General features: G+C 71.4%; 23 protein-coding genes. 18 read left to right on the top strand and 5 right to left on the bottom strand.

Annotated elements, in window-relative coordinates:
• Positions 1–21 precede the first annotated feature (21 nt).
• The 5 genes from AB0O36_RS08115 to AB0O36_RS08095 are packed head-to-tail and all read left to right on the top strand — an operon-like array spanning position 22 to position 4857.
• Complete coding sequence (locus AB0O36_RS08115) at positions 22–612, top strand: TlpA disulfide reductase family protein (protein WP_365105769.1); 591 nt, start codon at positions 22–24, stop codon at positions 610–612.
• A 7-nt stretch (positions 613–619) separates the two neighbouring features.
• The gene (locus AB0O36_RS08110) at positions 620–1384 is read left to right on the top strand and encodes a cytochrome c biogenesis protein CcdA (protein WP_365106166.1); all 765 of its coding nucleotides are present in this window, start codon (positions 620–622) and stop codon (positions 1382–1384) included.
• A gap of 13 nt (positions 1385–1397) precedes the next feature.
• Positions 1398–3233 carry a cytochrome c biogenesis protein ResB gene (locus tag AB0O36_RS08105; RefSeq protein WP_365105766.1) on the top strand — a complete coding sequence of 612 codons (1836 nt, stop codon included), beginning with the start codon at positions 1398–1400 and terminating at the stop codon, positions 3231–3233.
• The gene (gene ccsB / locus AB0O36_RS08100) at positions 3230–4309 is read left to right on the top strand and encodes a c-type cytochrome biogenesis protein CcsB (RefSeq protein ID WP_365105763.1); all 1080 of its coding nucleotides are present in this window, start codon (positions 3230–3232) and stop codon (positions 4307–4309) included. The genes AB0O36_RS08105 and ccsB overlap by 4 nt, the downstream gene beginning before the upstream one ends.
• A gap of 41 nt (positions 4310–4350) precedes the next feature.
• Positions 4351–4857 (top strand): SRPBCC domain-containing protein, encoded by a 507-nt coding sequence (locus AB0O36_RS08095; protein ID WP_365105760.1) that lies wholly within the window; start codon positions 4351–4353, stop codon positions 4855–4857.
• A 186-nt stretch (positions 4858–5043) separates the two neighbouring features.
• Here AB0O36_RS08095 and AB0O36_RS08090 read toward each other — a convergent pair whose 3' ends face one another.
• Positions 5044–5508: a MarR family transcriptional regulator gene (locus AB0O36_RS08090; protein ID WP_365105757.1), complete on the bottom strand. Its 465-nt coding sequence runs from the start codon at positions 5506–5508 to the stop codon at positions 5044–5046.
• Between the two features lie 114 nt (positions 5509–5622).
• Between AB0O36_RS08090 and AB0O36_RS08085 the strand changes: the two genes are divergently transcribed.
• The gene (locus AB0O36_RS08085; protein ID WP_365105754.1) at positions 5623–5997 is read left to right on the top strand and encodes a cupin domain-containing protein; all 375 of its coding nucleotides are present in this window, start codon (positions 5623–5625) and stop codon (positions 5995–5997) included.
• A gap of 10 nt (positions 5998–6007) precedes the next feature.
• Here AB0O36_RS08085 and AB0O36_RS08080 read toward each other — a convergent pair whose 3' ends face one another.
• Positions 6008–7441 carry an MFS transporter gene (locus AB0O36_RS08080; protein ID WP_365105751.1) on the bottom strand — a complete coding sequence of 478 codons (1434 nt, stop codon included), beginning with the start codon at positions 7439–7441 and terminating at the stop codon, positions 6008–6010.
• A 114-nt stretch (positions 7442–7555) separates the two neighbouring features.
• Between AB0O36_RS08080 and AB0O36_RS08075 the strand changes: the two genes are divergently transcribed.
• Positions 7556–8482: a LysR family transcriptional regulator gene (locus AB0O36_RS08075; protein ID WP_365105749.1), complete on the top strand. Its 927-nt coding sequence runs from the start codon at positions 7556–7558 to the stop codon at positions 8480–8482.
• 6 nt (positions 8483–8488) lie between these two features.
• On the opposite strand, the gene AB0O36_RS08070 is transcribed toward AB0O36_RS08075, so the two are convergent.
• Complete coding sequence (locus AB0O36_RS08070) at positions 8489–8893, bottom strand: PLD nuclease N-terminal domain-containing protein (protein WP_365105746.1); 405 nt, start codon at positions 8891–8893, stop codon at positions 8489–8491.
• Positions 8894–8982: 89 nt separating this feature from the next.
• On the opposite strand from AB0O36_RS08070, the gene AB0O36_RS08065 reads away from it, so the two are divergent.
• The 4 genes from AB0O36_RS08065 to AB0O36_RS08050 all read left to right on the top strand — a co-directional run bounded on the left by AB0O36_RS08065 (position 8983) and on the right by AB0O36_RS08050 (position 12692).
• Positions 8983–10440, top strand: coding sequence for a menaquinone biosynthesis decarboxylase (locus AB0O36_RS08065; protein WP_365105743.1), 1458 nt, complete (start codon positions 8983–8985; stop codon positions 10438–10440).
• Between the two features lie 5 nt (positions 10441–10445).
• Complete coding sequence (locus AB0O36_RS08060; RefSeq protein ID WP_365106163.1) at positions 10446–10976, top strand: hypothetical protein; 531 nt, start codon at positions 10446–10448, stop codon at positions 10974–10976.
• The gene (gene mqnP, locus AB0O36_RS08055) at positions 10976–11905 is read left to right on the top strand and encodes a menaquinone biosynthesis prenyltransferase MqnP (RefSeq protein ID WP_365106161.1); all 930 of its coding nucleotides are present in this window, start codon (positions 10976–10978) and stop codon (positions 11903–11905) included. Before AB0O36_RS08060 ends, mqnP begins: the two co-directional genes overlap by 1 nt.
• A 118-nt stretch (positions 11906–12023) precedes the next feature.
• The gene (locus AB0O36_RS08050; protein WP_365105741.1) at positions 12024–12692 is read left to right on the top strand and encodes a UbiX family flavin prenyltransferase; all 669 of its coding nucleotides are present in this window, start codon (positions 12024–12026) and stop codon (positions 12690–12692) included.
• On the opposite strand, the gene AB0O36_RS08045 is transcribed toward AB0O36_RS08050, so the two are convergent.
• The gene (locus AB0O36_RS08045) at positions 12689–12826 is read right to left on the bottom strand and encodes a hypothetical protein (RefSeq protein ID WP_365106193.1); all 138 of its coding nucleotides are present in this window, start codon (positions 12824–12826) and stop codon (positions 12689–12691) included. The two genes, AB0O36_RS08050 and AB0O36_RS08045, sit on opposite strands and share 4 nt — an antisense overlap.
• Positions 12827–12948: 122 nt before the next feature.
• Here AB0O36_RS08045 and AB0O36_RS08040 point away from each other — a divergent pair, with 122 nt between their 5' ends.
• From AB0O36_RS08040 to AB0O36_RS08015, 6 genes are all read left to right on the top strand, one after another.
• Complete coding sequence (locus tag AB0O36_RS08040; RefSeq protein WP_365105738.1) at positions 12949–13404, top strand: Lrp/AsnC family transcriptional regulator; 456 nt, start codon at positions 12949–12951, stop codon at positions 13402–13404.
• A gap of 82 nt (positions 13405–13486) precedes the next feature.
• A complete protein-coding gene (gene mqnE, locus AB0O36_RS08035; RefSeq protein ID WP_365105735.1) occupies positions 13487–14650 on the top strand; it encodes an aminofutalosine synthase MqnE in 1164 nt (387 codons plus the stop codon).
• 112 nt (positions 14651–14762) lie between these two features.
• A complete protein-coding gene (locus AB0O36_RS08030; RefSeq protein WP_365105733.1) occupies positions 14763–15326 on the top strand; it encodes a GNAT family N-acetyltransferase in 564 nt (187 codons plus the stop codon).
• The gene (locus tag AB0O36_RS08025; protein ID WP_365105730.1) at positions 15326–16894 is read left to right on the top strand and encodes a hypothetical protein; all 1569 of its coding nucleotides are present in this window, start codon (positions 15326–15328) and stop codon (positions 16892–16894) included. The genes AB0O36_RS08030 and AB0O36_RS08025 overlap by 1 nt, the downstream gene beginning before the upstream one ends.
• A gap of 54 nt (positions 16895–16948) precedes the next feature.
• Positions 16949–17260 (top strand): DUF4229 domain-containing protein, encoded by a 312-nt coding sequence (locus tag AB0O36_RS08020; protein ID WP_365105727.1) that lies wholly within the window; start codon positions 16949–16951, stop codon positions 17258–17260.
• Between the two features lie 423 nt (positions 17261–17683).
• Positions 17684–18997 (top strand): dicarboxylate/amino acid:cation symporter, encoded by a 1314-nt coding sequence (locus AB0O36_RS08015; RefSeq protein WP_365105725.1) that lies wholly within the window; start codon positions 17684–17686, stop codon positions 18995–18997.
• Between the two features lie 108 nt (positions 18998–19105).
• Here the strand turns inward: AB0O36_RS08015 and AB0O36_RS08010 are convergent, their stop codons facing one another.
• The gene (locus tag AB0O36_RS08010) at positions 19106–19414 is read right to left on the bottom strand and encodes a hypothetical protein (RefSeq protein ID WP_365105722.1); all 309 of its coding nucleotides are present in this window, start codon (positions 19412–19414) and stop codon (positions 19106–19108) included.
• A gap of 591 nt (positions 19415–20005) precedes the next feature.
• Between AB0O36_RS08010 and AB0O36_RS08005 the strand changes: the two genes are divergently transcribed.
• Positions 20006–21844 carry an AMP-dependent synthetase/ligase gene (locus AB0O36_RS08005; protein ID WP_365106159.1) on the top strand — a complete coding sequence of 613 codons (1839 nt, stop codon included), beginning with the start codon at positions 20006–20008 and terminating at the stop codon, positions 21842–21844.
• Positions 21845–21864: the final 20 nt, after the last annotated feature.

Genomic DNA, 21864 nt, shown 5'->3' with positions numbered 1-21864 from the left:
TGCTCATGCGAAACTTTTCACATGAGAACTGGCCGCGCCCCCATCCTGCTGACCGCGGTGACCCTCGCGAGCGCCCTCACCCTCACGGCGTGCACCGACGGCGGCGGCAGCTCCACCGGCTCGTCCGGCGGCAACTACGTCACCGGACCGAGCGGTATCTCCACCGTCGCGCGGGGCAAGCGCGTGGCCGCGCCCAAGCTCGACGGCGAGACCGTCGAAGGCGGCACCCTCGACACCTCCACCCTCAAGGGCAAGGTCGTCGTCATCAACGTCTGGGGCTCCTGGTGCGGCCCCTGCCGGACCGAGGCCCCGTACTTCAAGAAGGTCTCCGAAGAGCTGGCCAAGGACGTCGCCTTCGTCGGGATCAACACCCGGGACAACAGCAAGCAGAACGCGCTCAACTTCGAGAAGGACTACGGGATCGGCTACCCGAGCCTCTTCGACCCCGCGGGCAAGCTGGTCCTCCGCTTCCCCACCGGCACCCTCAACCCGGCGGCCATCCCCTCCACGATAGTCCTCGACCGGGAGGGCAGGATCGCAGCCCGCGCCCTCACCGCGATCGACGACAAGCGGCTCCGTCAGATGATCGACCCGCTGCTCGCGGAGAAGTGACCCCGTGATGCTCCTCGCCGCCCAGGACGTCGGCGTGAACGAGACCGTCCTGAGCGGAGGTCTGCTGCTGGCGGTGCCCATCGCACTGCTCGCCGGACTGGTCTCGTTCTTCTCGCCCTGCGTGCTCCCGCTCGTCCCCGGCTACCTCTCCTACGTCACCGGAGCCAGCGGCGCCGACCTGGCCGAGGCCCGGCGCGGCCGGATGCTCCTCGGCGCGAGCCTGTTCGTCCTCGGCTTCACCGCCGTGTTCGTCTCCACCGGGGCGCTCTTCGGACAGTTCGGCAACACCCTCCAGGCCAACCGGGAGATCATCTCCCGGGTCATGGGCTTCCTGGTGATCCTCCTGGGGTTCTTCTTCATGGGCTGGATCCCGGGCCTGACGATGCGCGAGTTCCGCTTCCACAAGAAGCCCGCGGCCGGCCTGGTCGGGGCGCCCCTGCTCGGCGCGCTCTTCGGCCTGAGCTGGGCCCCCTGCACCGGCCCCACCCTCGGCGCCCTGATCACGCTCTCCTTCAACGAGGCGAGCGCCGTGCGCGGCGCCGGACTGACCGCCGTGTACTGCATCGGGCTCGGGCTGCCCTTCATCGTCACGGCCGTCGCCTTCCGCAAGGCGCTGGGCGCGTTCGGCTGGGTCAAGAAGCACTACGCGTGGGTGATGCGGATCGGCGGCGGCATGCTGATCCTCACCGGCCTGCTGCTCGTCACAGGAATCTGGGCCAGCATCGTGTCGGACATGCAGGGCTGGGCCAGCACCTTCACGGTCGGGATCTGAGGACGACAGGCACATGAGTACGACGGACAACACCAAGGCGGCCGGCGAGGCCGACGCGGACACCGCCGGTCACGATCCGGGCCCCGCCGACGGCGGCCCCGGCACCGAAACCGGCGACGGCGGCCCCGGCGACAGCGGCCCCGACACCGGCGACAGCGGCCTCGGCGACGCCGGGGCGCAGCTCTCCACGGCCCCCGCCGAGGACGCCGCGCCCACCGGCATCGGCGTGATCGGCTGGATCCGCTGGTTCTGGCGGCAGCTCACCTCCATGCGGGTGGCGCTGCTCCTGCTGCTCCTGCTCTCGCTGGGCTCCATCCCGGGCTCGCTGATCCCGCAGACCCAGGTCGACCCGATGAAGGTCGAGCGGTGGAAGCTGGAACACGACTTCTGGGTGCCGGTCGCCGAGAAGCTCCAGCTCTTCGACGTCTACACCTCGTTCTGGTTCTCGGCGATCTACCTGCTGCTGTTCATCTCGCTGATCGGCTGCATCGTCCCGCGCACCTGGCAGTTCGTCGGCCAGCTGCGCGGCCGCCCGCCGGCTGCGCCGAAGCGGCTGGACCGGCTGCCCGCGTACACCACCTGGCGCACCGGGGCCGCCCCCGAGGAGGTCCTCGCCCACGCGAAGAGCCTGCTGGCCGGGCGCCGGTTCCGCACCGACGCCGCCGAGGGCTCCGACGCCGCCGGGGGCTCCGTCGCCGCCGAGAAGGGCTATCTCCGCGAGGCCGGCAACCTGGCCTTCCACATCGCCCTGATCCTGATGCTGGTGGCCTTCGCCACCGGCCAGCTCTTCAAGTCCGAGGGCGGCAAGCTGGTCCTGCGCGGCCAGGGCTTCTCGAACACGCTCACCCAGTACGACGACTTCAAGTCCGGCAGCCTCTTCGACACCGACACCCTGCCGAAGTTCAGCTTCACCCTGGACGAGTTCGACGCCACCTTCGAGAAGACCGGCCCGCAGAAGGGCACCCCGCGCGACTTCAAGGCGTACGTCTCCGTCAGCGAGGGAGCCGACGGCGCGCCCCGGAAGGCCGAGATCGAGGTCAACAAGCCCCTCGACATCGACGGCGCCAAGGTCTACCTGCTCGGCCACGGCTACGCGCCGGTCATCTCGGTGACCGACCGCCAGGGCAAGGTGATCTTCAAGGACGCCGTGCCGATGCTGCCGCAGGACTCCCACCTCACCTCCTCCGGCGCGGTCAAGGTCACCGACGGCTACCGGGACAAGGACGGGAAGAAGACCCAGCTCGGCTTCGCCGCCTGGTTCGTCCCCACCTTCGCGGGCCAGAACAAGGGGAACATGTTCTCCCAGTTCCCGGACCTGGACTTCCCGGTGCTCGCGCTCAGCGCGTACCACGGCAGCCTCGGCGTCGACTCCGGCCTGCCGCAGAACGTGTACCAGCTCGACACCCGCAAGATGAACAAGTTCCTCGGCCCGGACGGCCAGCTGTTCAAGCAGATGCTCCGGCCCGGCGAGACCATGACCCTGCCCGACGGGGCCGGCTCGGTGAAGTTCGAGGGCATCGAGCGCTGGGCGACCTTCCAGGTGTCCCACCAGCCCGGCAACGGACTGGCCCTGGCCGGGGCCATCGCCGCCATCCTGGGCCTGGCCGCCTCCCTGTTCATCCAGCGCCGCCGGATCTGGGTCCGGGCGGAGGCGCTCCCGGACGGCGTGACCGTCGTCCGGATGGCCGGTCTCGGCCGCAGCGAGTCGGCCCGGCTCGCGGAGGAGCTCGCGGAGCTGGCCGCCGAGCTGCACGACAAGGCGCCCACCGCGCCGAAGTCCACCGAAGGTCCCGCCGACGGCACCGCCGCCGACGCTGCCGAAGAAGACCCTGAAGGAGAGCGGGAATGAGCACGCTCGCAGTCGCAGCCAACGAGAACCTGGCGCAGATCAGCAATTACCTGATCTATTCGTCGATGGCGGTCTACACGCTCGCCTTCCTCGCGCACATCGCCGAGTGGGTGTTCGGCAGCCGCAGCAAGGTCGGCCGTACGGCGGCCGCGCTGACCGGTGCCGCGGCGCAGGCGCCCGCGGTGCAGGTCCGCACCAAGGGCGGCGGGACGGCCGTCCTGGAGAAGCCGAAGGTGGTCACCCGGTCCGGCAACGGCACCCGGGACGTCCCCGACGGCCCCGGCGCCGCCGGTGACACCGAGAAGGGCGACCTCTACGGGCGGATCGCGGTCTCCCTGACCGCACTGGCCTTCCTGATCGAGGCCGGCGGCGTGGCCGCCCGTGCGCTGTCGGTCGAGCGGGCCCCCTGGGGCAACATGTACGAGTTCTCGATCACCTTCTCCACGGTGGCCGTCGGCGTGTACCTGGCGCTGCTCGCCGCCAAGAAGAACGTGCGCTGGCTCGGCCTGATCCTGGTCACCACCGTCCTGCTGGACCTGGGCATCGCCACCAAGTGGCTCTACACCGACAGCGACCAGCTGGTCCCGGCCCTGGACTCGTACTGGCTGTGGATCCACGTCTCCACCGCGATCTTCTGCGGCGCGGTCTTCTACGTCGGCGCCGCCGGCACCCTGCTCTACCTCTTCCGCGACTCCTACGAGGCCAAGCTCGCGGCCGGCGGCAAGCCCGGCGCCTTCGCCACCTCGGTGCTGGAGCGGCTGCCCTCCGCCGCCTCGCTGGACAAGCTCTCGTACCGGATCAACGCGGCCGTCTTCCCGCTGTGGACCTTCACCATCGTGGCCGGCGCCATCTGGGCCGGCGACGCCTGGGGCCGCTACTGGGGCTGGGACCCCAAGGAGGTCTGGTCCTTCGTGACCTGGGTGGCCTACGCCGGCTACCTGCACGCGCGGGCCACGGCCGGCTGGAAGGGCCGCAAGGCCGCCTACCTGGCGCTGTTCGCGTTCGCCTGCTGGATCTGGAACTACTACGGCGTGAACATCCTGCTCAACGGCAAGCACTCGTACGCGGGCGTCTGACCGGAGCGGCGTACGACCGGCGCAAGTGCGACGCTGGTGTCATGTCTCCCGTGAGCCATGGCACCAGCGAGCGGCGCGACGGTGACCACTGGCTGCTGCACATCGCGCCGCACGTGGCGCACGCGTACGAAACGGTGTGGCAGGCCCTGACCACGCCGGAGGGCCTGCACGGCTGGCTGGCGGAAGCCGAGACCCTGGAACGGCACCTCGGCGGGGCCGTCACCCTGCACTGGCCGGACCCGGACACCAGGGCCTCGGGCCAGGTCACCGCCTGGGACGTGGAACGGGTCGCCGAGTACACCTTCCCGGTGCACGGCCGGATGCGCTTCCACCTGGAGCCGCTGGGCACCGACTCCACCCTGATCCGCTTCACCGCCGAACTCCACGGCGACGGGTCCTACGCCCTGGACCGCCTGGCCGGCTGGCACGACCACTTCCTGCTGCTGGAGGACTACCTCGAAGGCCACCCGGTGTACTGGCCCACCTGGACCCCTTCCCGCCGAACCGCCCTCCGCACCGAATACGCGGCCCAGCTGCAACCCCACTGACCCCGCCCGGTGGGGCAGGCGTCCCGCCGAGGTGTGGGCAGGCGTTCCGCCCCGGTGTGGGCAGGCGTTCCCCCTCGGTGTGGGCAGGCGTTCCGCAGGGCGGAACGGGTGGGCACACCGGAACACCCGCTCAGCGCTCGTACCCCCGCCCCAGCCCAGCGGGCCTGGCCCCCGGACCCCGCCCGGCTACCAGACGGGCCGCAACGGCGGCAACGGCCCACCCCCGCCGAGCGCCCCCAGCAGCCGCGCCAGCTCCGCCCGCAGCAGCGAAACGTCGACCGGCCCGGCCAGCTCGCCCTCCAGCTCATGGAGGATCCGCCCCGCCACGGCAAGATGCGCATACGCCGCCCCCGTGAGCACGACCAGCTTCCGCCGGCCCCCCGCAGGGTGCGGCTCCCGCCGCACGTACCCCCGCCGCTCCAGGTCGTCGACGAGCTGCCCGGCCGCCTGCTTGGTCATCCCCAGCCGCTCCCCGAGCTCACTGCTCGTCGCGCCGTCGCCCTTGAGGATCTGGAAGGCCATGCCGTGCACCGGCCGCAGGTCCGGGTACCCGGCCTCGGCGACCCGCCGGGTGAACTCGGCCAGCATCATCTGGAAACCCAGCCCGAGCAGGAAGGTCAGTTCGGGGCCGGGCCCGCTCTCGTGGTTCATCACGCAAACATGGTGACACAGGCAAGTCAAGATGCTTTACTTGCTCCTGCATCCACCGAGTAAAGCAACTTGACTCAAGTGGACCCACTCATTCTGTTACGAGGAGCCGCCGCCTTGCGCGTCATCACCACCACCCCCGAGCACGTCACCGTCTCGCCGAACGCCACCATGACCGGCCTCGCCGCCCCCAGCCGCGGCAGCGCCGAGCTCAGCACCTGGCACGTCGACATGGCCGCCGGCGCAACCGGCCCGGACCACTCCGTCAGCCGCGAGCAGGTCTGGACGGTCACCGCCGGATCCCTGGAGATCACCTGGGACGGCGGCCGCACCGAGGAGGTCACCGCCGGCCAGACCATGGTCCTGCCGCCCGACGTGGTGCGCCGGATCACCGCCGTCGAATCCTTCCAGGCGTACGTCGCCATGCGCGCGGACGGGGTGGCCTCGGTCCCCGGGACCGAGGGCACCCGCGTCCTGCCCTGGGCGCAGTGACCCGGTCCGCTCAGGACCGGGAGGGCTCCGGAGAAGGCAGCTCCGCCGGGGCGGGCTCCCCGGCGGCCACCCGCCGCCCCGCCCGGGACCGCAGCCCCGGCGCGGTCACCGCCGCGGCCAGCAGCACCGCCGCGAAGGGCACCCACAGGGCTGCCCGGTAGCCGTCCAGCGCCGAGCCGGACACCGCACCGGAGACCGCGGTCACCGCGGACAGACCGAGCGCCGCGCCGAACTGGAACGAGGTGTAGAGCAGGCCGCCCGCCAGCCCCTGGTCCTCCTCCGCCACGCCGTCGGTGGCGACGATCGTCAGCGGGCCGTAGACCAGGGCGAACGCCAGGCCCACCAGCACCAGGCCGGGCAGCATCACCGGGTACGACCAGTCCGCGCCCAGCGGCAGGAACAGCCCGTAGGCCACCGCGGCCAGCAGCAGCCCGGCGAGGATCAGGCGGGCGTTGCCGAAGCGGGCCACCAGCTTCGGCACCACCGTCGGGGAGAGCGCCGCGTCGATGCCGATCACGACCATCGCCAGGCTGGTCTGCACGCTGGACCAGTCCCGCAGTTCCTGCAGGTAGAGCACCAGCAGGAACTGGAAGCCGAAGAAGGCGCCGGAGAACAGCACCGCGGCCAGGTTCGTGCGGACCAGCGGCCCGGAGCGCAGCACCGACAGCTTCACCAGCGGGGCGGGCACCCGGCGCTCCACCGCCGCGAAGACCGCCAGCAGTACGAGCCCGGCCCCGAGCGTGGCGGCGGTCGCGGCCGCCGGGGCGTGCGCCGCCCGCTCCACGCCGAGCACCAGCAGCACCAGCGCGGCGGTGACGGTCAGCCCGCCGGCCAGGTCGATCCGCCGGCCGGGCGTCCGTACCGGCGCCGCCGGCTTCGGTACGAGGGCCAGTGCGGCCACCAGGATCACCGCGGACAGGCCCACCGGGGCGAAGAACACCCAGCGCCAGCCCACCGAGGACAGCAGCCCGCCGACCACCAGGCCGATGGAGAACCCGCCGGCCGCCGTGCCGGAGTACACCAGCAGGGCCTTGTCGCGCTGTGGGCCCTCCGTGAAGCCGGTGGTGATGATCGAGAGCCCGGCCGGGGTCATGAAGGCCGCGGCCACACCGGTCACGAACCGTGCGGTGATCAGCATCCAGCCCTCGGTGGCCAGCCCGCCGAGCCCGGAGAACAGCAGGAAGACGGTCAGCCAGCCCAGGAACATCCGCCGGCGCCCGAAGAGGTCCGCGGCCCGCCCGCCCAGCAGCATGAAGCCGCCGTAGCCGAGCACGTAGGCGCTCATCACCCACTGGAGTTCGCCGGTGGACAGGCCCAGGTCCGCCCGGATGGACGGCAGGGCCACGTTCAGCATGGCGACGTCGATGCCCTCCAGGAAGATCGCGCCGCAGAGGACGAGCAGGACGCCCCACTGGCGGCCGCGGATGGTGTCGTTCGATTCCATGGGAACCCCCGGACGAAGAATCGAGGAATGAAGGAAGGTTGGTTGCCGGCTCAACCAACCTTCGTCCGCGGGGTCTTGGGGAACAACGCCGAAGACCGCAACGTTCGGTAAGCCGTGCTTACCGAACGCGATGAACTGGACGCCTTCCTGATCCTGGCCGACGAGCTGCACTTCGGCCGGACCGCCGAGCGGATGCTGCTGTCCCGCGCCCGGGTCAGCCAGATGATCGGCCGCCTGGAACGGCGCGTGGGCGCACCGCTGTTCCTGCGCACCAGCCGCAGGGTGTCCCTCACCGCGCTGGGCGCGCAGCTGCGCGCCGACCTCGAACCCCACCACCGGGGCGTCCGGGACGCCCTGGAACGCGCCGCGGCCACCGCCCGGGCCGTCCACGGCACGGTGCACGTCGGCTTCCCCACCCCGCCCACGGGGGAACTGGTGCTGCGGGCCGCCCGGCAGCTCCGCACCGGCCATCCGGAGCTGGAGGTGACGGTGTGCGAGGTGCCGCTGTCGGATCCCTACGGGCAGCTGCGCAGCGGCGACTTCGACGTCGCCTTCGCCGAGTTCCCGGTGCGCGAGCCCGACCTGGAGGCCGGGCCGGTGCTGCTGAGGGAACGCCGGGTCCTGGCGGTGGCGGCCGACGACCCGCTCGCCGCGCGCACCGCGCTGACGCTGGAGGACCTGGCGGGCGTACGGCTGCTGCGGACCGGCGGGGAGGTGCCAGTGCACCTGCGGGAACGGTCCGCCCCTCAGCGGACGCCCGCGGGCCGGCCGATCGGGCGGGGGGCGGAGGTCACCCACACACAGGAAGCGCTGATGCTGGTCGCGGCCGGAGAGGGCGCCCTGCTGCTCCCGGAACACGCGACGACGTACCACGCCCGCCCCGGGGTGGCCCATCTTCCGGTGACCGACGCCGAGCCGGCCGAGTACGGGCTGGTGTGGCGAGCCGCCGACCACAATGCGGTCGTAAGGGCCCTGGTCCGGGCGGTGCGCCGGGAGGCGGCGTCCCGCCCCCTCCGGGCGGCGGCCCGAACGGCCGCCTGACGGGGGCTACTCCCGGTTGTCCCGGTCCTTGCCCTTGTCGCCGTCCTTGTCCCCGTCCTGGTCCTGCTCGCCGTCTTTGTCGCCGTCCTGCTCGTCCTGCTCGTTCTGCCGCTTCTCGTCCCGCTGCTTCGCGCGCTGCTGCTCGCGGAGCGAGTTCAGGAAGTCGGGGTTGTCGTCCGGGGCCACCCACTGGGTGCGGCCGCGGCCCCGCCCGGCCCCGCCGCCGGAGGCCACCCGCTTCTTCCCCGCGAAGAGCCAGACAACCGGTCCCACGATCGAGAACAGCAGGATGATGATCACCCACACCACCTTGGGGAGGTGCTTGACCTCTTCCTCGGGGGTGTTCAGGCAGTCGATGAAGGTGTAGATGGTCAAACCGATGATCAGCAGGAACGGCAGATAGCGCAGCACGGTGTGGGTCCGACCCCCAGGCAGTGGCGGCGGGCCGCGGCGGGCCCCGGTGACGCCTTCAGGGTAGTCCGTGCCGGATACTTGCCCCCATGGCTTACGACGATCTCCGCTCGCTGCTCCGGGCCCTGGAGCGGGAGGGCGACCTCAAGCGCATCAAGGCCGAAGTCGACCCGTACCTGGAGGTCGGGGAGATCGTCGACAGAGTGAACAAGGCGGGCGGTCCGGCCCTCCTGTTCGAGAACGTCAAGGGCTCCGACATGCCCCTGGCGATGAACGTCTTCGGTACCGACCGCCGGCTGCTCAAGGCCCTCGGCCTGAAGTCCTACGGCGAGATCAGCGAGAAGATCGGCGGCCTGCTGAAGCCGGAGCTGCCGCAGGGCTTCATCGGCGTCCGCGAGGCGTTCGGCAAGCTCGGCTCGATGGTGCACGTCCCGCCGAGGAAGGTGAAGGGCGACTCCGCGCCCGTCCAGGAGGTCGTCCTCACCGGGGACGACGTGGACCTGGACCGGCTGCCGGCGCTGTTCACCTGGCCCAAGGACGGCGGTTCCTTCTTCAACCTGGGGCTCACGCACACCAAGCACCCGGAGACGGGCGTGCGGAACCTCGGCCTGTACCGGCTGCAGCGCCACGACAAGCGCACCATCGGCATGCACTGGCAGATCCACAAGGACAGCCGCAACCACTACGCGGTCGCGGCGGCGCGCGGCGAGCGGCTGCCGGTCGCGATCGCCTTCGGCTGCCCGCCGGCCGTGACCTACGCCTCCACCGCCCCGCTGCCCGGCGACATCGACGAATACCTGTTCGCCGGCTTCGTGGCGGGCAAGCGGATCGAGATGGTCGACTGCAAGACCGTCCCGCTCCAGGTCCCGGCGAACGCCGAGGTCGTGGTCGAGGGCTGGCTGGAGCCCGGCGAGATGCTGCCGGAGGGCCCCTTCGGCGACCACACCGGCTTCTACACCCCGCAGGAGCCCTTCCCCGCGCTGAAGATCGACTGCATCACGATGCGGAAGCGGCCGCTGCTGCAGTCCATCGTGGTGGGGCGCCCGCCGACCGAGGACGGCCCTCTGGGCCGCGCGACGGAGCGCTTCTTCCTGCCGCTGCTGAAGATCATCGTGCCGGACATCGTGGACTACCACCTGCCCGAGTCGGGCGGCTTCCACAACTGCGCGATCGTCTCGATCGACAAGAAGTACCCCAAGCACGCGCAGAAGGTCATGCACGCCATCTGGGGCGCGCACATGATGTCGCTGACCAAGCTGATCATCGTGGTGGACAAGGACTGCGACGTCCACGACCTGCACGAGGTGTCCTGGCGGGCCCTGGGCAACACCGACTACTCCCGCGACCTCACGGTGGTCGAGGGACCGGTGGACCACCTGGACCACGCCTCGTACCAGCAGTTCTGGGGCGGCAAGGCGGGCATCGACGCCACGAAGAAGCTGCCGGAGGAGGGCTACACCAGGGACGGCGGATGGCCTGACATGGTGGAGTCCGACCCGGCGACGGCGGCCCTGGTGGACCGCCGCTGGAAGGAGTACGGGCTGTGAGTCCCATGGCCGTGGGCGGTCCCGCCCTGTTCCTCGGTGCCGACACGCCCTGCGTGGCGCTGCTCCGCCCCGAGCTCGACGTCAACGACCCGGAGCTGCGGCTCGCCGCCGAGCGGGCCGGGGTCAGCGCGGAGGAGTTCGCCGGGGAGTCCGGCGTCTGGCAGGTGATGGCCGACCGTACGGACGGCCAGGGCCGGTCCTTCGAGCTGCCGGAGCTGACCGACGGCGAGGTGGCGGCCTTCACGGAGGAGCTGCTGCACGCGCTGGTGTTCGGCGACGCCGACGGGAACGGTGCCGGCGACGGCGACGGCTGGTCGGTGGAGCTGGGCACCGGCGCCCTCCTGGTCACCGTCCGCGACGCCGGGGACGACCGGGCCGCCCTGACCGTCCGGGTCGTGCCGCCGGCCGGGGCGGGAACCGGTGCGGAAGCGCCGGAGGGCCCCTCGGACACCGGCCCGCTGGACGTGGAGCTCGCCACCCTTCCGGTCGCGGAGCTCCGCGCCGAGGTGGCGGACTTCCGGAGGAGCTTCGCATGATGACCACCGCCGACGGGGTCGTCGGCCCCGGGCCGGGCCCCGCCGTCCCGCAGGCTCCCGGCAAGGTGAAGGCGTTCCTGCGGCTGGTGATGATCGAGCACTCGGTCTTCGCGCTGCCCTTCGCCTACATCGCCGCGCTCACCGCCATGTCCGTGGAGAGCGGCAGCGTCCACTGGGCGGAGCTGCTGCTGGTCACCGTCTGCATGGTGGGTCTGCGCACCTTCGCGATGGCCGCGAACCGGATCATCGACCGCGAGATCGACGCACGGAACCCGCGCACCGCCACCCGCGAGCTGGTGACCGGCGCGGTCTCCGTGCGGACCGCGTGGACCGGCGCGGGGATCGCCGTCGCGGTCTTCCTCGGCTCGGCCGCGCTCCTGAACCCGCTCTGCCTGGCCCTGGCGCCGGTGGCCGTGATCCCGATGGTGGTCTACCCGTACGGCAAGCGGTTCACGAACTACCCGCACGCCATCCTCGGCATCGCCCAGGCGATGGGTCCGATCGGCGCCTGGCTGGCGGTGACCGGCACCTGGTCCTGGGACGCGGTGATCCTCGGCCTGGCCGTGGGCGTCTGGATCGGCGGCTTCGACCTGATCTTCGGCTGCCAGGACGTGGCGGCGGACCGCGCCGAGGGCGTGAAGTCCGTCCCGGCCCGCTTCGGCGTCCCGGCCGCCCTGTGGGGCGCCCGCGTCTGCCACGTCCTCACCACGGCCCTGCTGGTCTGGTACGCGGTGGCGACGGACGCGGGCGCGCTGTTCTGGGCGGGGCTGGCCGTGGTCGCGGTCGCCTTCGTCTACGAGCACACCATCGTGCGGCCGCACGACCTGTCCCGGCTGAACCGGGCGTTCTTCACGGTGAACGGCTTCATCGGCATCGCGCTCTTCGTGTGCGCGCTGCTGGACCTCGTGGTCCGCGGCCTGACCCTGTAGGGGTGCCCTCCGGGGCGGACGTACGGCGGACGTACGGCGGACGTACGGCGGTTGTGCGGCCGTCGTACGGCGGACCTTGGCGAGTGCCCGGACGAGGTGGCCGGATAGTCTCGGTGTCATGACTGACGGCAAGCGCACCCCGTGGGTGGTCGGGGTTTCCGGGGCGTCGGGGACGCCGTACGCGGCGGCGGTGCTGCGCGGCCTGCTGGCGGCCGGGGAGAGCGTGGACCTGGTGGTCAGCCGGGCGTCGCGGCTCACTCTGCTGGACGAGACCGGCATCGCCTTCCGGGACGCGCACTGGCGCGAGGACCTCGCCGAGTGGCTGGCCCGGGGGGCCGACGGGAAGCCGGGCACCTTCGAGGTGTCCGTCGACGACGTCCGGCACTGGGGTGCCGGGGACCTGGCGGCGGGGCCGAGCAGCGGTTCGTACGCCGTCAAGGGAATGCTGATCGTGCCGGCGTCCACCGCCTGTGTGGCGGGCGTGGCGCTCGGACTGTCGAAGGACCTGTTGCAGCGGGCGGCGAGCGTGACGCTCAAGGAGCGGCGCCGGCTGGTGGTCGCGGTGCGGGAGACCCCGCTGAACGGACAGACGCTGAAGCATCTGGTGGCGCTGGACGAGGCGGGCGCAGTGGTGCTGCCCGCCTCTCCGGCGTTCTACGCGGGTGCGACGCACATCCAGGATCTGGTGGACTTCGTCGCGGGGCGGGTGCTGGACGCGGCAGGGGTGCCGCACCGGCTGTACCGCCGATGGGAGGGAGAGCTTGGCCGCTCTCGGACCGCGGGTTAGCGCTTCTTGGCGTTGCGCGGCTTGGTGCTCTTGTCGGCGCGCCGGGCGGCGACTGCCTGCTGGTGGGCACGGGATCGGCTGGCCTGCTCCTGGAGCTGCCGCATCTGGGCATAGGCCATCTCGATCGTGTACACGGTGAACCACTCCTGAAGATCGTCATTGATCTGTTGAAAGATTCACAGGGCGTTGACCCTGTGCGCCTTTGATTCTATACCTAGTCTCGCAGGATTGCCGAATAATAGAAGGGTCCAGATACATGGACGCGGTGGACAGGCAGCTCATCCAGGCACTCCGGGAGAACGGACGTGCCTCGTACGCGGAGCTGGGCCGGCTCGTGGGTCTCTCCGGCCCCAGCGTCACCGACCGCATCAACCGGCTGGAGACCGCCGGGGTCATCACCGGGTACCGCGCGACCGTCGACTCGGCCTCCCTCGGCCTGGGCGTGACGGCGCTCATCGGCATCTCGCTCTCCGACGCCGCCGACCACGAGGACGTGGCGCGGCGGCTGCGCGACCTCGCCGAGATCGAGGACTGCTGGTTCATCGCCGGCGACGACTCCTACATGCTCAAGGTGCGCGCCAGCGACGTGGACGGCCTGGAGCGGATCATCCGGAAGCTGTCCGGGACCAAGGGCGTCTCCCGGACCCGGACCACGATCGTGCTCTCCACCAAGTGGGAGAACCGGGTCGGAGCGCTCCCGGAAGAGGACTGAGAGTACGGTTGGGCGGGGAGTGCCCCCGGGTGAATCGAAGCCTGGGGGAGCCGGCAGACATCGATCAGGAGGCGACCGGCACATGGACGCTGGGCTCAAGCGCGAGCTGGAGGAGAAGGTCCGCTCCGGTGAGCGGCTGACCCGTGAGGACGGCATCGCCCTCTACGAGTCGGACGATCTGGCCTGGCTCGGTGGCCTCGCCCACGAGGTGCGCACGCGGAAGAACGGCGACGTCGTCCACTTCAACGTCAACCGCCACCTCAACATGACGAACGTGTGCACGGCCTCGTGCGCGTACTGCTCGTTCCAGCGGAAGCCGGGCGAGAAGGACGCGTACACGATGCGCATCGAGGAAGCCGTCCGGCTGGCCAAGGCCATGGAGAACGAGAACCTCACCGAGCTGCACATCGTCAACGGCCTGCACCCCAACCTGCCGTGGCGCTACTACCCGCGCTCGCTCTCCGAGCTGAAGAAGGCGCTGCCGAACGTCTCGCTGAAGGCGTTCACGGCCACCGAGATCCACCACTTCGAGACCATCTCCGGCCTCTCGGCGTCCGACATCCTGGACGAGCTGATCGAGGCGGGCCTGGAGTCGCTGACCGGCGGCGGCGCGGAGATCTTCGACTGGGAGGTCCGGCAGCACATCGTCGACCACCGCACCCACTGGGAGGACTGGTCGCGGATCCACCGCCTCGCGCACGAGAAGGGGCTCAAGACCCCGTGCACGATGCTCTACGGCCACATCGAGGAACCGCGCCACCGCGTGGACCACGTACTGCGCCTGCGCGAGCTCCAGGACGAGACCGGCGGCTTCCAGGTGTTCATCCCGCTGCGGTACCAGCACGACTTCGTGGACATGAAGGACGGCAAGGTCCGCAACACCCTGCAGGCCCGGACCTCCATGGCCACCGGCGCCGAGGCGCTGAAGACCTTCGCGGTCTCCCGCCTGCTCTTCGACAACGTCCCGCACGTCAAGGTCTTCTGGGTGATGCACGGCGTGCAGACCGCCCAGCTCGCGCTGCAGCACGGCGCTGACGACATGGACGGCTCGGTGGTCGAGTACAAGATCACGCACGACGCCGACAACTACGGCACCCCCAACAAGCTCACCCGGGACGACCTCCTGGAGCTCATCCGCGAGGCCGGCTTCCGCCCGGTCGAGCGGAACACGCGGTACGAGATCATCCGCGAGTACCCGGGGCCGGACGCCTCGCTGCGGGAGTCGCCCCAGCCGATGCGCGTCTGACGCACCGCTTCGCCGTACGGCCCTCGACGCCCTGGTCCGCACCCCGGACCAGGGCGTTCTCGTGTGCCGAAGTCACTGGCGCAGACGAGCAGGTAATAGATAATCTCGCCCTATGACCCTTACTGAGCTTGCTGTCTCGGCCGTCACCCCAGGAGCCATCGCCTTCGCCCTGGATCCGTCGGTCGATCCCGCCCTGCACGAGGGCATCCTCGACCTGTGGACGGACGTCTCCAACGCGGGCGGCGCCGTCGGCTTCGTCCCGCCGGTCGTCCGGGACGACATCCGCCCGCAGCTGATCAAGCAGCTCGCCGCGGTCGCCGAGGGCGGCAGCAGGCTGGTCGTCGGGCGCGACACGGACGGCCGCGTCCTCGCCACCGCCTTCCTCACCCTCAACACCCACCGTCTGATGGAGCACTGGCTCTGGGTCTACACGGTGATGGTCCACCCCGACCTCCAGGGCCGGGGCGCCGGCCGCGCCCTGATGGCCGCGGTCGCCGACGCGGCCCGCACCATCGACGGCATCGAGGCCATCCGCCTCACCTGCCGCGGCGGCCTGGGCCTCGAACGCTTCTACGAGTCCTGCGGCTACCGGGAGGTCGGCCGCGTCCCCGCCGCGATCCGCGTCGCCCCGGGCGACGACCGCGACGACGTCACCCTCGTCCTCCCGCTGGCCTGATGGCGGGGCGGGGGGCATGGGACCAGCGGGTGGTGGCCGCCGACGTACTGACGGGGACGGCGACCGACCGAGGTCTCCTGGAAGAGGGGGTTGCGGCCGCGGGCTGGGAGGTGCTGGTCCGGGAGGGGCCGGCGGAAGCCTCCGCGACCACCGAGGGGGTCTGGCAGTACCTGGTGGAGGTGCGGTTCCCGGGTTCGGCGTACCGGGCGTCCACCGGCGGGCGCGAGCGGCTGGAGACGCTGGCCGACGAGCTGGGTGTGGACCTGCTGGTGGAGGTCGTGGAGCCGGTGGACCGGGATCCGGCCGACCCCCTCGTGTGGTACGCCTACGAACGGCCGGACCTCGGGACCTGTACCACGCCGCTGCCGCTCCGCGAGCGGGTACGCGAGCGTCTCGCCGACGCCGCCGGGCGCAGGCTCGGCGCCTACGACACCGGGCGACAGATCCGGGCGGCGGACGAGGTCACGGCCCGGCGGCTGGCGGGGCGCGATCTGCCGGGGGCGCGAACCGCCCTCCCCGGACGTCTTTCGGTGCGCCTGCCGGAGGGTCGGCGGCATGCACCCCGGGCTGTGCAGCGCGACCGGCCCGTCCCGCGGAGGCGGCAATACGGGCGAAGGTCCGGTCTGCTGCGCTACCCGGTCCTGCTGGCGATGGCCTGCGGGGCCTTCACCGGTCTGCTGTGGGACCGGGGCATGGGGACGTGGTGGTTCGTGATCCCGCTGTTGCTGCTGGCCGCGATGGCCTCCTTCTGGATCATCCGTTCCGCGGTGCCCGCGAAGTCGGTGCCTCAGACCGCGGTCGCAGCTTTCCTGCTGATCGGCACCATCGCCGCGCTCAGCGCCCATTCGGTCAGGGCGGCGCCGGACATCGTGACCGGCTTCCTGTTCGTCGTCGTCGGCCTTGGCTTCGGATACCTGGTCGGTGCCGGCCTATGGCTGCTGGCCAGGCAGTCGAGCTGGCGCCGAACGCTCCCGTGGTTGCTGCCGGCTCTGGTGACGGCCGTTCCGCTGCTGTTTCCCGGGCTCGGCCTGACCTTGCCCGCCCTGTACCTCGATGCCTTCGACGTCGACCTGGAGGATGTCGACGTCCCTGCCGTCTGGCGCCTGATCGGCGCCGTGCGGGTGCTGGCCGTCAGTCTGATCTGGCTGGTGGCCCCGGCACTGCTCGGGTACGCGAAGCACCTGCACTACATGGTCCGGGACCGCTGGATGGGCTATGCCGTCGTCGCACTGGTCTACGTCCTCGGGATGCTGCTGTCCGCGGCGGGACTGGTCTTCGCACCCCCCGCGCAGGCCGGGCGCACGGCGGTGACCGACGCCGCCGCCGGTCGCACCCCGTCCTTCTACTACGGCATCAAGCCCGAGTGGATGTGTGCGACCCCCGTCACCGACCCGGTCAAGGTGCCCGTGGAGGGCGGGGAGCTGGACCCCCGCAAGGCATACGTCCTGCTGGGCGACGCCGATGGCAGGGCCGTCCTCTGGGACGCGCAGGAGAAGGGAGCGCTCAAGATCCCCCTTTCCTCGCTGCGGCTCGTGCCCGCCGAGGCCCCCCGGCGCCCGTGCCCGTAGGCGGCGCGTGCTTCACTGGACGGGCATAACCGACACCGACAGAGAGAGGTCAGCGTGGCCGGCAAGCCGAACGCAGCCATCCGTTACACCGCGATGCGGCTCGGCATCTTCGCCGGGTGCTTCCTCGCCGTCTTCGTCCTCGTGCGGCTCCGGTGGGTGCCGGCCGGGCTGGGCGACGCCAACCTCGCCTGGGTCGTGCTGCTCGCGCTGCTGCTGTCCGCGCCGCTGTCCTTCGTACTGCTCCGCCGGCAGCGCGACGAGATGTCGCAGCAGATCTCCGGCCGGGTCGAGGGCGCCAAGCGCAAGCTGGCCGACAACCGCAGCCAGGAGGACGCGGCCGACGAGGCCGCGCGCGCCGGCTCGTAGGGTCCCCGCCGCCGTCGGCGGCGGCCGAGGCGCCCTCCGGCCCCGGTTAGCTTCATCACACACCGAACTGCCCCGGTGCTGGGTCATACCGCCCCAGTACTGGGGCAGCGGCGTTTTTGCGGCCCTCCGGTGCGCCCGCGGCTCAAAGTAAGCCTTTGAGATTCTCAAAGGAGAAGTGTTAGCGTCATCGCCATGTTGACGACAGCCGCGCCTCCCATGGTCATGAGCACCCTGCTCGTGACGCGCCTGCACGTCGATCTCTGCCGCCGCGTGTCCGCGGCCTGTTGCTGACCAAAGCACGCTGCGCCTGCCGCGTTTCAGCAGCGGTCCCGGCCGGGCATTCCTGGCTGCCGCACCGCAACACCACCTCGCAGAAATCCCGCTTCTCCACGCTTTGCCGTGCGTCAAACCCGGAGTGTGCCCGTGTCCGCGACAGCGACCACGCCCCCCAAGTCCCCCGCCAGGCCCTCGCTGAAGTTCCCCTTCTGGGCCCAGATCGTCACCGGCCTCGTGCTCGGTGTCCTCCTCGGCTGGCTCGCCCGCAGCCAGGACGTCAGCTGGCTGGCCACCACCCTGGAGAAGGTCGGCGACATCTTCGTCCAGCTGCTGAAGCTGGCCGTGGCCCCGCTGGTCTTCTTCGCCATCCTGGTGTCGATCACCAACCTCCGGAAGGTCAACAACGCCGCCCGGCTGGCCTCCCGCACACTGCTCTGGTTCATGATCACCTCGCTGATCGCGGTGGGCATCGGCCTCGCCATCGGCCTGCTGACCGACCCCGGCGCCGGCACCGGCCTCACCCCGGCCGACGGCAAGGAGCCCAAGCGGACCGGCTCCTGGATCGACTTCCTCACCGGCATCGTGCCGACCGACGTCGTCACGCCCTTCACCGAGCTGAACGTCCTGCAGATCGTCTTCATGGCTGCCGTCGCCGGCATCGCCGCCCTCCAGCTCGGCGCGAAGGCCCAGCCGGTGCTGACCCTCGCCGAGTCCGTCCTGGAGCTGCTGCAGAAGGCCCTGTGGTGGGTCATCCGCCTCGCCCCCATCGGCACCGTCGGCCTGATCGGCACCGCCATCGCCTCGTACGGCTGGGAGCTCATCGGCAAGTACGCCACCTTCACCGCCGACGTCTACATCGGCTCCGCGCTCGTGATGTTCGGCGTCTACCCGCTGCTGCTCGCCACCGTCGCCAAGGTCAGCCCGCTGCAGTTCTTCAAGGGCGCCTGGCCCGCCATCCAGCTGGCCTTCGTCTCCCGCTCCTCGGTCGGCACCATGCCGGTCACCCAGAAGGTCACCGAGCGCCTCGGCGTCCCGAAGGAGTACGCCTCCTTCGCCGTGCCGTTCGGCGCCACCACCAAGATGGACGGCTGCGCCGCGATCTACCCGGCGCTCGCCGCGATCTTCATCGCGAACATCTTCGACGTGCAGCTGGGCATCAAGGAGTACCTGCTCATCGTCTTCGTCTCGGTGGTCGGCTCCGCCGCCACCGCCGGCCTCACCGGTGCCACGGTCATGCTGACCCTGACCCTGTCCACGCTGGGCCTCCCGCTCGCCGGCGTCGGCCTGCTGATGGCCATCGACCCGATCCTGGACATGATGCGCACGGCCACCAACGTGGCCGGCCAGGCCCTCGTGCCGGTCGTGGTCTCCGCCCGCGAGGGCATCCTGGACAAGGAGGCGTACGCCTCGGCCTCCGCCTCCCCGCTGGACGGCGCCGCCCCGGCGGCCGCCGCGGCCTGACGCCGGCCCCGCCACGCGCACGCGCCGCGGCCCCCGCCCCGTCCGGGCGGGGGCCGCGGCGCGTGCGCGGCCGTTCGCACCGGGCGGGCCGTGCCCGCCCCGCCCGGCTCAGACCGTTCCCGCCCGGACCGCCGCGACCGCGCCGAGCAGCAGGGGGAGCACGTACCACCAGCGGCCCATGGTGCGGCGGAAGACCGGGGTCAGGCTGATCAGCAGGCCGGCGGCGCACAGCACCGCCGACAGCGCGCCCAGGACCTGGACGTCCTCGCGGAAGGGATCGTCCCGGGGGCCCGGGCCGGCGATCAGGGCGAGGGCGCAGAAGTAGACGGCGGGCGCGTAGAGAAGCGCGAGGGGGACGCCGAGGACCCAGCGCAGGCAGCCCTGGTCCTCGGGCAGGTCGATGTTCTCGCGTGGCATCAGCGCATGGCCTTCCGTACCGCTTCCCTCACCGCATGGCCTCCCTCGCCTTGCCGGGGGATCGGCGGCCGGCGACCAGGCCGTTCCCGTCCTCGTCGGCAGTCCCGGGGTCGGTTCCGGTTACCGGCCGGATCCAGCCGGGTGGCGGGCGGCCCGGCCGCCGGTCCGGTACGGGCGGCGGCCCTCTGCCGTGCCCATTCCGCTTCGAACGACATGCTGTTGTTCCTCGTCCCGGTCCTGGAACCCTGTTCTGATTCCCCGTCGGTGGCGTCCGGAGGCGTCCGGTGACGATCGTGATCACCGGCCCCGGTAGCTGTGTCCACGCCAAGCGGTGGGGTTCCGGTTGCAGGGCGCGGACTTCGTGCGGACCTTGCCCGGGCCGGCCCCGGACCGGCCCGGGACCAGCCCCGGACCTCGCGTGGACCTCGCGTGGACGTGCCGTGGGCGTGCCGGGTGCGTGCCGGGGGCATGCCGTGCACGTGCCGTGCGAGGGGTGTTCAGGGCGGCCGCCGGGTACGTAAATTACCGGCGGTAACCCCCGTGTGCGGCGGGGGTGTGCCCGAAGTGCGAGGAGGTCCCGCCGTGGAAGCCATGGCTGCAGAGCCCGTGAAGACCGTGCTCGGCGGTGTGGTCCGGGAAGTGGCGGTGCCCGCGCTGGCGCCCGTGCCGATGGCCGGATCGCTCGGCGACATCCCCTACGACAACGACCGTGCGGCACCCGGCGAGGCCGTGCTCGCCCGCAGACAGGAGGACGGCTCCTGGCGGGACGTCACCGCGGCCGCGTTCGCCGCCGAGGTCACCGCCGTGGCCAAGGGGCTGATCGCCGAGGGGCTCCAGCCCGGCGACCGGATCGCCATCATGGCCCGCACCACCTACGAGTGGACCCTGCTCGACTTCGCCGCATGGGCCGCGGGCCTGGTGACCGTACCGGTCTACCCCACCTCCTCCGCCCTCCAGACCCGCTACATGCTCCAGGACTCCGGGGCCGTCGCCTGCGTGGTCGAGGACACCGACCAGGCCCGGATGATCAGCGCGGACCGCGCCGCCCTGCCCGGCCTGCTCCACCTGTGGGCCTTTGACACCGGTGCCGTCGGCATGCTCGCCAGGGCCGGGGCGCACCTGCCGGACGCGCTCGTGCACGAGCGCCGCCGGGCCCTTACGCCCGAATCCGTGGCCACGATCGTCTACACCTCGGGCACCACCGGAGCACCCAAGGGCTGCGTGATCACCCACGGCAACTTCTTCGCCGAGGTCGACAACGCGATCGAGCTGCTGCACCCCGTCTTCAAGGCGGTCAGCACCGATCCGGCGTCGACCCTGCTCTTCCTGCCGCTCGCCCACGTCTTCGGCCGGATGGTGGCCATCGGCTGCCTGCGCGCCCGGGTCAAGCTCGCCCACGCGCCCAGCATCGACAGCGAGGCCCTGCTGGCGGACCTGGCGAGCTTCCGGCCGACCTTCCTGCTCGCCATCCCGTACGTCCTGGAGAAGGTCTACAACACCGCCCGCGCCACCGCCGAGAAGATGGGCCGCGCCTCGTCCTTCGACCGTGCCGCCCGGCTCGCGCAGCGGTTCGGCGGGGCGGACGGGGACAAGGCGCCGGGACTCGGGGCGCGCGCCGCGCGGGCGCTCTACGATCCGCTGGTCTACCGGCGGATGCGGGACGCGCTCGGCGGCCGCGTCAAGTACGTGATCAGCGGCGGCTCCCCGCTCGGGAAGCGCCTGGCCGCCTTCTACACCGGGGCCGGGATCGAGGTCTTCGAAGGCTACGGACTCACCGAGACCACCGGCGCCAGCACGGTCACCCCGCCGCGGCAGCCGCGGCTGGGGACGGTGGGCCGGCCACTGCCCGGCACGGCCGTACGGATCGCCGACGACGGCGAGGTGCTGCTGTACGGGCGGCACGTCTTCGCCGGGTACTGGAACGACCCGCAGTCCATGCCGCCGGGCCACTGGCTGGCCACCGGGGACATCGGGGAACTCGACGCCGACGGCTACCTCACCATCACCGGCCGGAAGAAGGACCTGATCATCACCTCCGGCGGCAAGAACGTGGCCCCCGCGCCCCTGGAGGACTGGCTGCGGGCCCACCCGCTGGTCGGCCAGTGCATGGTCTTCGGCGACAACCGCCCGTACGTCACCGCGCTGATCACCCTCGAACCGGACGGGATCGCGCACTGGCGGCAGATGCGCCGCAAGGAGGGGCTGTCCACGGCCCGGCTGGTGCGCGATCCCGAGCTGCTGGCCGAGATCCAGCGGGCCGTGGACGAGGCGAACCAGCTGGTGTCCCGGTCGGAGTCGATCCGGCGCTTCGCCGTCCTGCCGGGGCAGTTCACCGAATCCCGCGGGCACCTGACCCCGTCCATGAAGATGCGCCGGGCGGCGATCGCCCGCGACCACGAGCACGAGATCGAGGCCCTGTACGAAGCCTGAGCCGGCGGGCCGCGTCCGGC

Origin of the sequence: Streptomyces sp. NPDC089799, assembly GCF_040684755.1 — a bacterium.
Classification (GTDB): Bacteria; Actinomycetota; Actinomycetes; order Streptomycetales; family Streptomycetaceae; genus Streptomyces.
This window is presented reverse-complemented; position numbering and strand designations above follow the sequence as displayed.